General features: G+C 65.3%; 12 protein-coding genes and 1 tRNA gene. 12 read left to right on the top strand and 1 reads right to left on the bottom strand.

The features are described from left to right. Positions 1 to 2 precede the first annotated feature (2 nt). From hflX to EO141_RS18580, 12 genes are all read left to right on the top strand, one after another. The gene (hflX, locus tag EO141_RS18630) at positions 3 to 1,322 is read left to right on the top strand and encodes a ribosome rescue GTPase HflX (RefSeq protein WP_104648528.1); all 1,320 of its coding nucleotides are present in this window, start codon (positions 3 to 5) and stop codon (positions 1,320 to 1,322) included. Positions 1,323 to 1,673: 351 nt separating this feature from the next. After that, on the top strand, positions 1,674 to 2,168 hold the full coding sequence (locus tag EO141_RS18625; protein WP_164739311.1) for a CinA family protein: 495 nt from the start codon (positions 1,674 to 1,676) through the stop codon (positions 2,166 to 2,168). 223 nt (positions 2,169 to 2,391) lie between these two features. Next, positions 2,392 to 2,619 (top strand): hypothetical protein, encoded by a 228-nt coding sequence (locus EO141_RS18620; protein WP_127169927.1) that lies wholly within the window; start codon positions 2,392 to 2,394, stop codon positions 2,617 to 2,619. A 76-nt stretch (positions 2,620 to 2,695) separates the two neighbouring features. Continuing rightward, entirely contained in the window at positions 2,696 to 2,974 is a 279-nt protein-coding gene (locus tag EO141_RS21445) for a hypothetical protein (RefSeq protein ID WP_164739310.1), read from the top strand. Continuing rightward, entirely contained in the window at positions 2,974 to 4,650 is a 1,677-nt protein-coding gene (gene ubiB / locus EO141_RS18615) for a 2-polyprenylphenol 6-hydroxylase (protein WP_115677095.1), read from the top strand. Before EO141_RS21445 ends, ubiB begins: the two co-directional genes overlap by 1 nt. A gap of 91 nt (positions 4,651 to 4,741) precedes the next feature. Next, the gene (gene lexA, locus EO141_RS18610; protein ID WP_104596802.1) at positions 4,742 to 5,386 is read left to right on the top strand and encodes a transcriptional repressor LexA; all 645 of its coding nucleotides are present in this window, start codon (positions 4,742 to 4,744) and stop codon (positions 5,384 to 5,386) included. Between the two features lie 172 nt (positions 5,387 to 5,558). After that, positions 5,559 to 6,593 carry a recombinase RecA gene (gene recA, locus EO141_RS18605; protein WP_016904265.1) on the top strand — a complete coding sequence of 345 codons (1,035 nt, stop codon included), beginning with the start codon at positions 5,559 to 5,561 and terminating at the stop codon, positions 6,591 to 6,593. Positions 6,594 to 6,868: 275 nt separating this feature from the next. Continuing rightward, positions 6,869 to 7,357, top strand: a complete 489-nt coding sequence (gene recX / locus EO141_RS18600; protein WP_104582899.1) for a recombination regulator RecX — start codon at positions 6,869 to 6,871, stop codon at positions 7,355 to 7,357. A gap of 101 nt (positions 7,358 to 7,458) precedes the next feature. Further along, positions 7,459 to 10,107: an alanine--tRNA ligase gene (alaS, locus tag EO141_RS18595; RefSeq protein ID WP_127169926.1), complete on the top strand. Its 2,649-nt coding sequence runs from the start codon at positions 7,459 to 7,461 to the stop codon at positions 10,105 to 10,107. A 138-nt stretch (positions 10,108 to 10,245) separates the two neighbouring features. Beyond that, positions 10,246 to 10,458 (top strand): carbon storage regulator CsrA, encoded by a 213-nt coding sequence (csrA, locus tag EO141_RS18590; protein WP_003481884.1) that lies wholly within the window; start codon positions 10,246 to 10,248, stop codon positions 10,456 to 10,458. A gap of 83 nt (positions 10,459 to 10,541) precedes the next feature. Beyond that, a tRNA-Ser gene (locus tag EO141_RS18585) sits at positions 10,542 to 10,634 on the top strand. 234 nt (positions 10,635 to 10,868) lie between these two features. Beyond that, positions 10,869 to 12,833, top strand: a complete 1,965-nt coding sequence (locus EO141_RS18580; protein WP_241236693.1) for a PAS domain-containing methyl-accepting chemotaxis protein — start codon at positions 10,869 to 10,871, stop codon at positions 12,831 to 12,833. Positions 12,834 to 13,030: 197 nt separating this feature from the next. Here the strand turns inward: EO141_RS18580 and EO141_RS18575 are convergent, their stop codons facing one another. After that, positions 13,031 to 13,732, bottom strand: coding sequence for a pirin family protein (locus tag EO141_RS18575; RefSeq protein WP_127169924.1), 702 nt, complete (start codon positions 13,730 to 13,732; stop codon positions 13,031 to 13,033). Positions 13,733 to 13,819: the final 87 nt, after the last annotated feature.

Here is a 13,819-nt window from a genome sequence, read left to right as displayed (position 1 = left end):
GCGTGTTTGATCGCTCACGCAAGGGTGAACACGCGTTGTTGATTCAGACCCACTCCGGTGGGCCTGCCGAAGAGGATGTGCTGGAGGAGTTCGCCGACCTTGCCAAGTCGGCGGGCGCCACGGTGGCGGCCACGCTCACCGCGCGCATCGACAAACCGAACCCGTCGACCTTGATCGGCAGCGGCAAGCTGGAAGAGATCAAGGCCGCCGCCGAGGCCACCGGCGCGGATCTGGTGTTGGTCAACCACACCTTGTCGCCCGGCCAGGAGCGCAATCTGGAGCGCTACCTGGAGCGGCGCGTGATCGACCGCACCGGCCTGATCCTGGACATCTTCGCGCAACGGGCACGCAGCCACGAAGGCAAGCTGCAGGTGGAGCTGGCGCAGTTGCGGCATATGGCCACCCGGCTGGTACGCGGCTGGACCCACCTGGAACGTCAGCGCGGCGGTTCGATCGGTCTGCGCGGGCCTGGCGAAACCCAGCTGGAAACCGACCGCCGCCTGCTGCAGAAGCGGGTGGAGCAGTTGCAGCAGCGGCTGGAGAAGGTCGAGGTGCAGCGCACCCAGATGCGGCGTGCGCGCATGCGCAGCGAACTGCCGCGGATTGCGTTGGTTGGCTACACCAATGCCGGCAAATCCACGTTGTTCAATGCCTTGACCGGTGCGGAGGCCTACGTGGCCGACCAGTTGTTCGCCACGCTCGATCCCACCGTGCGTCGCATTGCGCTGCCGGGCGGCAGTGCGATCCTGGCCGATACGGTCGGCTTCGTGCGCGATCTGCCGCATCAACTGGTCGCTGCATTCCGTTCGACCTTGTCCGAGGCGCGCGACGCCGATCTGTTGTTGCATATCGTCGATGCGGCCGACCCGCTGCGCGAAGAACGCATCCAGCAGGTCGATGAGGTGTTGCATGCGGTGGGCGCGGGCGATTTGCCGCAGCTGCTGGTGTTCAACAAGATCGACAAGATCGAAGGCGCGCAGGTGCGTCACGATGCGCAGGACGGCATTCCCGACCAGGCGCGGCGTGAGCGCGTGTGGGTCTCTGCGCGTGATGGGCGCGGGCTGCCGGAACTGCAGCACGCCCTGGGGCAGCGACTGGATCTGCGCCATGTGACCGGGCAACTGCGGTTGCCACCGTCGGCAGGCCGCCTGCGCTCCAAGTTGCATCAACTGGAAGTGGTGCGCGGCGAGCAGTCCGACGAGGACGGCTGGTTGCTGGATGTGGACCTGCCGATGGTCGAGGCCGAGCGCCTGGCTGCCGGCGACGACGGTGCACCACTGCGCGCGATGCTGCCGGATCGTCGCGAAGACTGGGAGTCGTAATCGGCGCTGCACGGTCGGCGTGGCCGGCCGTGCAGCGTGACGCTGGCACGGCAGGCCAATGGCGTCGGAGCGGTGGGGTCATACGGTGTGGCGATCGCGCCGCGCCGGTCGTGGCGCTTTGGCAGATGGCGGCCAACACAGGTCTGCCGCAGTCGCCAGGGCAGGACGATGCAGGCCATCGCAGCCGACAGCCTGGCGATCCGCTCGCCATCGCAGCCGATGCCTGCTGCGATGGGCCGCACACTGCCACTGAACCTGGGCCACGTCGTCGCTGGTGCCGAATGGACGCCGGCGCAGACAGGGGCGGCAAATTGGGCTAAAACGTCGGCTGCCCCTTCATTCGCCGTGCCCATGTCCATGTCCGCCGATTCCGAACTGCAGCAGCTGGCCGAACACCTCGGGCTACAGCTGCTTGCCGCGCGCGAGCGCCTGGTCACTGCCGAGAGCTGTACCGGCGGCTGGATCGCCAAGGCGGTCACCGATGTGGCGGGGTCTTCGCACTGGTTCGATTGCGGCATGGCCGCTTACAGCTACGAGGCCAAGCAGGCCTTGCTGGGAGTGCGCCCCCACACGCTGGAAGTGCATGGTGCGGTCAGCCGCGAAACGGTGATCGAAATGGTCTCGGGCGCGCTGGTCAATTCCGGTGCGAGCATTGCGGTGGCGGTGACCGGCATCGCCGGGCCGGGGGGCGGCAGTGAGGACAAGCCGGTCGGCACGGTATGGATCGGCTGGAAGCGGCGCGGCGGCTATGCCACTGCGCAGTTGTTCCACTTCGCTGGCGATCGCGATGCAGTACGTCGCCAGACCGTGGTTGCCGCGTTGCGGGGCTTGAGCGCGCTGCTCTAGGCCACGCCGCAGCAGCCACGCGCACGTACCTGCTGCGCGGGGTGTGGCTCTGGCCGCGGCGGTTCTCGTCGACAGCGGGCGGTTGCGCATGTGATGCATGGTGGCAATGCAGCCTTGGCTGCGCCGGGTTCGCTGCGCGCTCCGATCTGCATCCGAAGAAGGTGCAACCGGGCTGTACGGTGCTCGATGCGTGGCTGGGCATCGGCGCCGACGACGAGCGCTGGTGTTGGTGCTGGTGCTGGTGCTGGTGCTGGTGCTGGAAGCGTGGGCAGAAGATATCGGCAACGCAACCTGTCGCCCGATCGTCATCGATGCGCCGCTACAGGCCGGGGCGTGGAATGCGTTTCCGGGCGCCCCCGCACGTACGGGCCGAGCTCGCGGTTGCGGCATCAGGCCCTGGTGCGGCCTTGCCAAGGCATCAGGATGCCTGCGCGAGCGCAACCTCGGCTAAGCCCGCAGCTGTCCATGGCGCGACAGGCACGTGCAGATCGGCTACAAACAAGGTCTCGCCTTCAACCTGCGTGCCGATGCTTCCGCTTTCTGCTCATGTGCTGTCGTTGTCCGCGCCGCATCCATCTGCTGGCGGTGTCCTGGCATTGCTGGATGACCGGTGCGCAGCCCTCTGGCGCCCGATGCGTGAGGCAGCCGGTGATTGCGCCGTCCTGTGCGCGAGCGATCGCGCAGCGATGGGTGTTGCGCGTGGCGGTGCGTGGTCAACCTTGGTTTCGAACGACGACAAGCGGCCGGCGATGCGGCGTGATGCGATGCCGCCTGTTGCCGCAGCGCAGTCGCAGGCGGTGTGCTGATGTGGGAGGCACTCGGCACCGTTCGTGATCTCGGGCGGCTGCAGGAAATCGCCGCGGTGCTGATCCGTTACGGATTCGGCGACGTGGTGCGGCGTATCGGCCTGGCCGACGTGCTCGAACGTGCCGGCAAGCTGCTGCACTGGCACAACGCCGAGGGGCGCCTGCGCCTGTCTGCGGCGATGCGGGTGCGGCGCGCGCTCGAGGAACTCGGGCCGACCTTCGTCAAGCTGGGGCAGGTGCTGGCCACGCGCGTGGACCTGCTGCCGCCGGAGTGGATCGAAGAACTGAGCGAGCTGCAGAACGCAGTGCCCGCGCTGCCGTTCGAACAGATCCGCCCGCAACTGGTCGCGGCCCTGGGCGCGGAGCCGGAAAGCGTGTTCGCACGCCTGGACGAACAGCCTTTGGCTGCGGCATCGCTGGCGCAGACGCATCGCGCCTGGCTGGCCGATGGCACACCGGTGGTGCTGAAGATCCGCCGCCCCGGCATTGGCGATGTCATCGATGCAGATCTGCGCCTGCTGGCACGCCTGGCGGAAATCGTGGAAACGCGCGCGCCCGATCTCAAGCGTTATCGCCCCGCCGAAGTGGTGCAGCAATTCACCGTCTCCTTGCGACGCGAGCTGGATTTCGCCGCCGAGTGTCGCAATGCCGAGCGCATCGCGGCCAACTTCGTCAACGACCCCGGGGTGGTGGTGCCGTCGGTCTACTGGCAGTGGACCTGCGAATCGCTCAACGTGCAGGAATTCATCGACGGCATTCCCGGGCGGGACATGCGCGCTGTGGACGCGGCCGGGCTGGACCGCAAGGCGCTCGCTCGCACCGGCGCCGGGATCGTGCTGAAAATGGTGCTGCAGGATGGCTGCTTCCACGCCGACCCTCATCCGGGCAACATCTTTTACCTGCGCGACGGGCGCATCGCCGTCATCGATTTCGGCATGGTCGGACGTGTTTCCGAGCAACGTCGTTTCCAGGTCGCGCAACTGCTGCATGGCATGGTCAGCTACGACGCCGAAGCGGTCATCGACGTGTTGCTGGAATGGGCCGGCACCAGTCTGGAGATCGATGAATCGCGGCTGCAGCAGGACATCGGTGCCTTCGTCGACGAGTACCGCGGCGTGCCGCTGAAAGAGCTGCGCATCGGCGCGATGCTGGGCGATGTCACCTCGATCCTGCGCGATCACGGGCTGACCCTGCCATCGGATCTGGCGCTGATGATCAAGGCGTTTCTCACCCTCGAGGGCATGGGCCGCCAGCTCGATCCGGATTTCGACATGGCCACCGAGGCACGCCCGTATCTCGAACGCGTGGTGCTGCAGCGTTATGCGCCCAGCGCGATGCTGCGGCGCAGCCGTCGCACCGTGACCGGCGCAATCGATCTGATCGGCGACCTGCCACGCGATCTCAAACGGCTGCTGCAGGCCGCACGGCGCGGCAAGTTGCAACTGCAGGTCGAAACGCGGGCATTGCGCGAATTCGGCGAACAGGTCGATCGCGCGGCCAACCGGCTCACCATGGGCATCGTGACGGCCGCGCTGGTGATCGGCTCGTCGATCGTCATGAACAGTGTCGGCGGCAGTGCCAGCCGCTGGCTGCTTGCGTTGGGGGTCGGCGGCTTCATCGGCGCAGCCATCTGCGGTGTCTGGATCCTGTTTTCCATCTGGCGGAGTCGGCGCTAGACGCGGCGCCTGTACCGCCCGGTTGCCGGCCTGCGCGTGAGGCACCACGCGGCGCTTGCGCAGGCGTCAGTTAGTAGTAATACTACTAACCATGGACCTGACCGATACCCAGCAAGCAATCCTGGCCTTGATCGCCGAGCGCATCGATGCCGATGGCGTACCGCCTTCGCAGACCGAGATCGCGCGCGCCTTCGGCTTCAAGGGTGTGCGCGGCGCGCAATACCATCTGGAGGCATTGGAGCAGGCCGGTGCGATCCGGCGTGTCCCCGGGCAGGCCCGCGGCATCCGCCTGGCCGGGCAGGGCGCCCAGTCACGCACCCCGCCTGCCGCAAACGAGCCGATGCGCGACGATGTACTGCGCCTGCCGGTGCTGGGACGTGTGGCGGCAGGCCTGCCGATCGGTGCGGATATCGGCTCGGACGACTTCGTGGTGCTGGACCGGGTGTTCTTCTCGCCGTCGCCGGACTACCTGCTCAAGGTGCAGGGTGACTCGATGCGCGACGAGGGTATCTTCAACGGCGACCTGATCGGGGTGCACCGCACCCGCGATGCGCGCTCGGGGCAGATCGTGGTGGCGCGCATCGATGAGGAGATCACGGTCAAATTGTTGAAGATCGGCAAGGACCGCATCCGCTTGCTGCCGCGTAACCCGGACTATGCGCCGATCGAAGTATTGCCGGATCAGGATTTCGCAATCGAGGGCCTGTACTGCGGGCTGTTGAGGCCGAATCGTTGAGCAATGCGCCGATGGCTGCACTGGCGTTATCCCGAGCCGGTACCACAGGATTTCCCGCTGCCATCGCCATGGCCACCTTTCTAATCTGAGTGTGTCGCAGCCAGTCTCAGCCTGTGCGATACACCGCCGTTACATTAGCCCTACACCGAAATCACTGACAAGGATCACCCAGATGGATGAGAACAAGAAGCGCGCCCTTTCCGCCGCACTGAGCCAGATCGAAAAGCAATTCGGCAAGGGCTCGGTGATGCGCATGGGCGACCGTGTGATCGAGGCCGTCGAAGTCATTCCGACCGGCTCGCTGATGCTGGACATCGCACTGGGGATCGGCGGCCTGCCCAAGGGCCGTGTGGTCGAAATCTACGGTCCGGAATCGTCGGGCAAGACCACCCTGACCCTGCAGGCGATTGCCGAATGCCAGAAGAAGGGCGGCACCGCAGCCTTCATCGACGCCGAGCACGCGCTGGACCCGATCTATGCCGCCAAGCTGGGCGTCAACGTCGACGACCTGCTGCTGTCGCAGCCGGATACCGGCGAACAGGCGCTGGAAATCGCCGACATGCTGGTGCGTTCCGGTTCGGTGGACATCGTGGTGGTCGACTCGGTCGCCGCGCTGACCCCCAAGGCCGAAATCGAAGGCGAAATGGGCGACCAGCTGCCGGGTCTGCAGGCCCGCCTGATGAGCCAGGCGCTGCGCAAGCTGACCGGCAACATCAAGCGTTCCAACACGCTGGTGGTCTTCATCAACCAGTTGCGCCACAAGATCGGCGTGATGATGCCGGGCCAGAGCCCGGAAGTGACCACCGGCGGTAACGCGCTGAAGTTCTACGCTTCGGTCCGTCTGGATATCCGTCGTATCGGCGCGATCAAGAAGGGCGACGAGATCATCGGCAACCAGACCAAGATCAAGGTGGTCAAGAACAAGCTGGCGCCTCCGTTCAAGCAGGTCGTGACCGAAATCCTCTACGGCGAAGGCATCAGCCGCGAGGGTGAGCTGATCGACATGGGCGTGGAAGCCAAGCTGGTCGAGAAAGCCGGCGCCTGGTACAGCTATGGCGAAGAACGCATCGGGCAGGGCAAGGACAACGCACGCGGCTATCTTCGCGACAACCCGCAGGTTGCGGTGCGGCTGGAAGCCGAGCTGCGCGAGAAGTTCCAGCCGGCCGAAGCGCCGCGCGAAGCCGGTGACGACGTCGAGAAGGAATGACAGCAGCCCCGTCAGAGCGAGCTGAGCCGTGATCAGGTCGGTGTCGGCGGCAAGCGCGAACCAGGATGTCCGAGTGGGCCATCCCCGGTTCCGCCTGCCAGCCGCGCCCGGCTGATGGCAGAACGGCCGAACTGATGGCTGCGGCAAGTTTTCTATCGCGGGGACGGCGGAGTCAGTGCCGTCGCTTCCCGCGGTAGATCTATCGAAGGCCAGGAGGGCAGGCGCCACGGATGGCGCATTGATGCTGTTTGAGTTTCGTACTCGGGACACCCACGATGGACGAGCAACCGCCCGCGCCAAAGCGGGGACGCCGGTTCAAGGAACAGACGCCGGTCCAACGCGCACTGGGATTGCTGGTGCGGCGCGAGCATTCGCGCAAGGAATTGAACCGCAAGCTGCTGGCGCGCGGGATCGAGCCGGACGCCGCACAGGCGGCCGTAGAGCGCCTGGCGGATGAAGGATGGCAGGACGACACCCGTTTTGCGGCTTCGGTCGTGCGCAATCGCGCAGGCTCGGGCTACGGCCCGCTGCATATCCGTGCCGAGCTCGGAACCCATGGACTGGACAGCGACGCCATCAGTGCCGCAATGGCGACATTCGAGGGCGACTGGACCGAAAACGCGCGCGATCTGATCCGCCGTCGCTTTGGCGACCAGGGCCCCACCGATCTGCCGCAGCGGCGCAAGGCCGCCGATCTGCTGGCCCGGCGTGGTTTTGATGGCAACAGCATTCGTAGTGCCACGCGCTTCGACCTTGAGGACTGAGGGCGTCAGGCCTGCTACCCTTCGTGGTTTCAGGTTGTTCCGCTCATCTGCGCCCACATCTCATTGGGTGAACGGGACTGCCGCCCGCCCAATGCCAGCACATGAACGCACCCGCCAAATTCAGCACTTCCCAGATCCGCAGTGACTTCCTCGCGTTTTTCGAGGGGAAAGGCCACACCATCGTGCCATCCGCGCCACTGGTGCCGGGCAACGACCCGACCTTGCTGTTCACCAACTCCGGCATGGTCCAGTTCAAGGACGTCTTCCTCGGCGCGGAGAAGCGCAGCTACGTGCGCGCAGCCGACGTGCAGCGCTGCCTGCGTGCCGGCGGCAAGCACAACGATCTGGATTCGGTGGGCTACACCGCGCGGCATCACACCTTCTTCGAGATGCTGGGCAACTGGTCGTTCGGCGATTACTTCAAGAAGGACGCCATCAGCTGGGCCTGGGAGCTGCTGACCCAGGTCTGGAAGCTGCCGGCCGACCGGCTGCTGGTCACCGTCTACCATACCGACGAAGAAGCCTTCGCCTTGTGGCGCGACATGATCGGCATTCCCGAAAGTCGCATCGTGCGCATCGGCGACAACAAGGGCGCGCCGTATGCGTCGGACAACTTCTGGCAAATGGCCGATACCGGCCCATGCGGCCCGTGCACCGAGATCTTCTTCGACCACGGCGACCACATCGCCGGTGGTCCGCCCGGTTCGCCGGACGAGGATGGCGATCGCTTCATCGAGATCTGGAACCTGGTCTTCATGCAGTTCGACCGCCAGCCCGACGGCACCCTGGTGCCGTTGCCGGCGCCGTGCGTGGACACCGGCATGGGCCTGGAGCGGCTGGCTGCGATCCTGCAGCACGTGCATACCAACTACGAGATCGATCTGTTCCAGGCCTTGATCGGCAAGGCCAGTGCGCTGACCGGTGTCGCCGATCTGGAGAACAAGTCGCTGCGGGTGATCGCCGATCACATCCGCGCCTGTTCGTTCCTGATCGTCGATGGTGTGCTGCCGTCCAACGAGGGCCGTGGTTATGTGCTGCGCCGGATCATCCGGCGTGCGCTGCGGCATGGCTGGATGCTGGGGATGCGCCAGCCGTTCTTCAGCAAGATGGTGCCGACCCTGGTCGAGCTGATGGGCGAGGCCTATCCCGAACTGGTGGTCGCACGGGAGACCGTTACGCGGGCGCTGCTGGCCGAAGAGGAGCGCTTTGCCGAGACGCTGGACGCCGGCATGAAGATCTTCGACGAGGTCGCCGCGCGCTCGCAGGAAGTGATTCCCGGCGCCGATGCGTTCCGCCTCTTCGACACCTATGGATTTCCGGTCGATCTGACCTCCGACATTGCACGCGAGCGTGGCTTGCGCGTGGACATGGAGGGCTTCGAGTTCGCCATGGAGCGTCAGCGCGAGACCGCGCGTGCCGCCGGCAAGTTCGGCGGTGGCGTCGCATTGCCGGCCGATCTGGTCGCCACCATGTCGCCGACGGTGTTTCTGGGCTATGAAGCCTATGACGCCGATGCGCTCAAGGTGGTGGCGTTGCTCAAGCAGGGCCGCCCGGTCGAGCGCGCGCAAGCCGGCGACGAGGTCATCGTATTCACCGATCGCACGCCGTTCTACGCCGAATCCGGTGGCCAGGTCGGTGATAGCGGCCAGCTCAGCGGTGGCGATGTCTCCATCGAGATCGTCGACACCCAGAAATTTGCCGGCCAGTTCCATGGCCATGTGGGGCGCATCACCGAGGGTACGCTGGCAGTGGGCGATGTGCTGGCGGGCGGCATCGACGTGCAGCGTCGTGGCAAGACCATCCTCAACCACTCGGCCACGCATCTGCTGCATGCGGCCCTGCGCGAGGTGCTGGGCACGCATGTGCAGCAGAAGGGCTCGCTGGTTGCGCCGGACCGCTTGCGCTTCGACTTCTCGCACTTCCAGCCGATCACGCCCGAAGAGCTTGCTGTGATCGAACGCAAGGTCAACGCAGAGGTGCGCACCAACCACAGCGTCGAAGTGCACAACATGGCGATGCAGGAAGCGCTGGATTTCGGCGCGATGGCCTTGTTCGGTGAAAAGTACGGCGAGAACGTGCGCGTGCTGAAGATGGGCGGCTATTCCACCGAACTCTGCGGTGGCACGCACGTGACCCGTACCGGCGATATCGGCCTGTTCAAGATCACCTCCGAAGGCGGTGTGTCCTCGGGCGTGCGTCGCATCGAAGCGGTGACCGGGCAGGGCGCGTTGGATCATGTCGCCGATGAAGAGCGACGTCTGTTCGAGGCGGCCAGCCTGCTCGGCGGCAACGCTACCGAGGTGGTCGACAAGGTGCGCGCGCTCACCGAGCGTCAGAAGCGGCTTGAGCGTGAGCTGGAGTCGCTCAAGGCCAAGCTGGCCTCCGGTGCCACTGCGGACCTGGGTTCCAGTGCCGTCGACGTGGCAGGCGTCAAGGTGGTCGCCGTGCGTCTGGAGGGCTTCGATGCCAAGGCGCTGCGCGATGCGATGGATCGTCTCAAGCAGCAGCTTGGCGATTCGGTCATCGTGCTGGCAGGTGCCGCCGGCGGCAAGGTTGCGCTCGTGGCCGGTGTGAATGGCAGCCCAACTGGCAAGGTGAAGGCGGGGGAACTCCTCGGCCATATCGCCAGTCAGATCGGGGGCAAGGGCGGCGGTCGTCCGGATCTCGCCCAGGGTGGTGGCGAGGATGGTCCCGCCCTTGCGACCGCGCTCGACGGCGTGCCCTCCTGGGTCAAGCAACACTTGGGCTGAACACTTGTGCTGGTATGCCTTGCTGGTTGGCAGGGTGTCCCGCTACCATTTCCGGTCTATTCCCTTTACCTAGGGCGGGCCTTATCAATCGGCCGCCGATGCTGGTGGGAAGCCCACCGGTTCCAGGAGATTTGCAAAATGTTGATCCTCACTCGCCGGGTAGGCGAAACCTTGATGATCGGCGACTCGGTCACTGTGACCGTACTCGGCGTCAAGGGTAATCAGGTGCGCATCGGCATCACCGCACCGAAAGATGTTGCTGTACACCGCGAAGAAATCTATCAGCGGATCCAGCGTGGGGATGAGCCGGTCGCTTCCGGTGCGCATCACGGCGACGATTCTTCGAATTGATCGTCATAAAGGGTTTACGTTAGCCCCTCTTACCCGGTATTCTTCGCGGCCTGCAACGGACACCGCGGCAGGACGCAAAAACTGGAGCGATGCCCGAGCGGCTGAAGGGGCTCCCCTGCTAAGGGAGTATAGGGTCAAAAGCTCTATCGAGGGTTCGAATCCCTCTCGCTCCGCCAGTGTTTTGAACGCCCGCAAATCCATGATTTGCGGGCGTTTTCATTTGTGTGGACGTGGTGGTGGCGATTGCAGGCAGGCGCCGGCGCAACGCCGGCAGCCGCACCGGCGGCAGCGTCTGAATTGCCACAAACGTGCCGTAGGCAGCGATTCAAGTAACCCGGGCATGGGTCGCTAAGGCTGTGACACCTCTTTCGGATCTCAACCCGATGCGCCTACCGCCGCTGCTTGGACGCCTGTTTTCTTCCCGGAGCCGTGGGCTGCAGCACAAGGCCGATGCCGTGGACCGGGTGATGGCGGTGATCGAGTTCGATCTGGATGGCCGCATCCTGCATGTGAACCAGAACTTCCTGTCACTGATGGGCTACCGGCTGGACGAAGTCGTCGGTCAGCATCACCGCATGTTCGTGACTCCTGGCGACCGCGACAGCGAAAGCTACCGGCAGTTCTGGCAGGCGCTGCGCCGCGGCGACTTCAACGCCGGGCGGTTCTGTCGCCTGGACAAGCATGGGCGCGAGGTATGGATCAACGCCTCCTACAACCCGTTGCTGGATCGTGCGGGCAAGGCCTATCGGGTGGTCAAGTACGCCACCGACATCACTGCGCAGGTGCGCCAGACCGCCGATTTCGAAGGCCGCATCGATGCGATCGACAAGGTCATGGCGGTCATCGAGTTTTCGCTGGACGGCACGGTGCTCGATGCCAACGAGAATTTCCTTGCGGCCATGGGCTACCGGCTCGATGAGATCCGCGGCAAGCATCACGGCATGTTCGTGGACGCGCAAACGCGTCAGTCGGCGGCCTATCGCGCGTTCTGGGACAAGCTCGGGCGCGGCGCGTTCGACGCGGGCCGCTACAAGCGCATCGGCAAGGACGGCCGGGAGGTGTGGATCCAGGCGTCCTACAACCCGGTGCTGGACGAGCACGGTCGGCCGTACAAGGTGGTCAAGTACGCCACCGACGTGACCCGTCAGGTAGTCGATTCGGCCGATGCCGATGGCCGCATCCAGGCCATCGACAAGGTCATGGGCGTGATCGAGTTCGATCTGCAAGGGCGTGTGCTGACCGCCAACGACAACTTCCTGGCCATTTTGGGGTACTCCGCCGAGGAGGCGATCGGCCAGCATCACCGCATCTTCGTCGACGCAAGCTACGGCGCCTCCGAAGACTACCGGCATTTCTGGACAAAGCTGGCGCGTGGCCAGTTCGATGCGGGCCGCTACCGTCGGCTGCACAAGGATGGCAGTTCGGTATGGATCCAGGCGTCCTACAACCCGATCCTGGACGTGTCCGGGCGGCCGTACAAGGTGGTCAAGTACGCCACCGATGTCACCGACCAGGTGCGCTCTGCCGAGCGCATGGGGCAGTTGATGCAGCAGACACTGAGCATCGCGCAGAACGTGCAGCGCGAGGCACACCATATTTCGGTCAGCAATCAGGAGCTGGTGAGCCGCTCGTCCACGCAGTCGGCAGCGGTGGCGCAGACCTCGACCACCATCGACCAACTGGCAGAGACCGTCCGCACCAATTCCGACAGCGCCAATTCGGCCCAGCGCATGGCCGAAGCATCGGCCGATGTTGCGCGACGCGGCGCCACCGTCATCGCCGACATGGTCAAGACCACGGCCGGCATCCGCTCGGCGACCGATCGTATCGGCCAGATCATCGAGGTGATCGACGGCATTGCGTTCCAGACCAATATCCTGGCCTTGAATGCCGCCGTGGAAGCGGCACGTGCTGGCGAGCAGGGCCGTGGATTTGCCGTGGTGGCGACCGAGGTGCGTAGCCTGGCGCAGCGCTGCAGCGTCTCGGCGAAGGAGATCCGTGGCTTGATCGACAATGCGACCGACCAGGTGGGCGATGGTTCGCGCCTGGCTGAGCAGGCCGGTGTGGTGATGCAGGACATGGTCGGCTCGGTGCTGCGCGTCACCGCGACCGTGGAGCAGATTGCCGCTGCCAGCCAGGAGCAGGCGCGGGACATTTCCACCGCCAATACCGCGCTGCAATCGATCGGTGTGCAGGCGCGCGACCAGGCGCAGATGGTCGACGACCTGGCGCGCTCGGCGCGTGTGCTGGAAGCCGATGCCGATGCGCTGTTTGCCTTGGTCAATGGCGATGGCGACGGTGATCGCGACACCGGGGCGGCGGCTGTGCGCAGCGAGGCCCCGATCAAGCCGCTCGCCAAGCCGCAGGCCGCGTGATCCCGCGCAGGGATGTGCTGATGCGCGGCGGCATCGATGCATGGCGTCATGCATGGCAGCGGCATCGCCGGTGCCTTGCAGGCTGATCGCCTGAGCACAAAAAAGCCCGCCGGAAGCGGGCTTTGTGCTGTCGGCGAGTCTCCAGCGCGCAGCGTGCCGCATTGTCTGCAGCACGCTGCATGCCGGGCTGGCGCCGTTTACTGCGGCAGGTCGAACACCAGCACTTCCGCATCGCGTGCATCGGCCAGCACGATCTCCGGCTCGCCGGTGATCTGCAGCGCGTCGCCGGCCGACAGTGCCTGGCCATTGACGCTCAGGCTGCCGCGCGCCACCTGCACGTAGCCGATGCGGCCATCGGCCAGTGGCTGTTGCAGGCGCACCTGGCCATCGAGGATGGAGGCATACAGGCGTGCATCCTGGTGCAGGCGCAGCGAGCCGTGCTCGCCACCGGGCGAGGCGATCAGGCGCAGCTGGTTGCGCTTGCTGTCGGCATCGAAATGCTTCTCCTCGTAGCTGGGCTCGATGCCGTTGCGTTCGGGCATCACCCAGATCTGCAGGAAGTGCACCGGCTCGCTGGCCGAGTGGTTGAACTCGCTGTGGGAGACGCCGCTGCCGGCGCTCATGCGCTGCACGTCGCCGTAGTGCAGCACCGAGCCGGTGCCCATGCTGTCCTTGTGCTCCAGCGCGCCACCCAGCACGTAGGAGATGATCTCCATGTCGCGGTGGGCATGGGTGCCGAAGCCTTCGCCCGGGGTCACCTTGTCCTCGTTGATCACCCGTAGCGGGCCGATGCCCATGTGGCGCGGGTCGTGGTAGCTGGCGAAGGAGAACGTATGGCGCGAGGACAGCCAGCCATGTTCGGCGCGGCCACGGGTTTCGCTCTTGCGGACAGTCAACATGCTGCTTCTCCTTGAAAGGTTCGAGTGTCGCCGAGAAGGGGAAATCGGTGTCCCAGCGGCTTGATGCGTAGTCTGGGCCCGCGCATC

Source organism: Xanthomonas sp. BRIP62415 (genome assembly GCF_003993515.1).
In the GTDB taxonomy this organism is placed as follows: domain Bacteria; phylum Pseudomonadota; class Gammaproteobacteria; order Xanthomonadales; family Xanthomonadaceae; genus Xanthomonas; species Xanthomonas euroxanthea.
The sequence above is the reverse complement of the archived record's forward strand: the minus strand, read 5'-3'. Positions and strand labels throughout refer to the sequence as shown.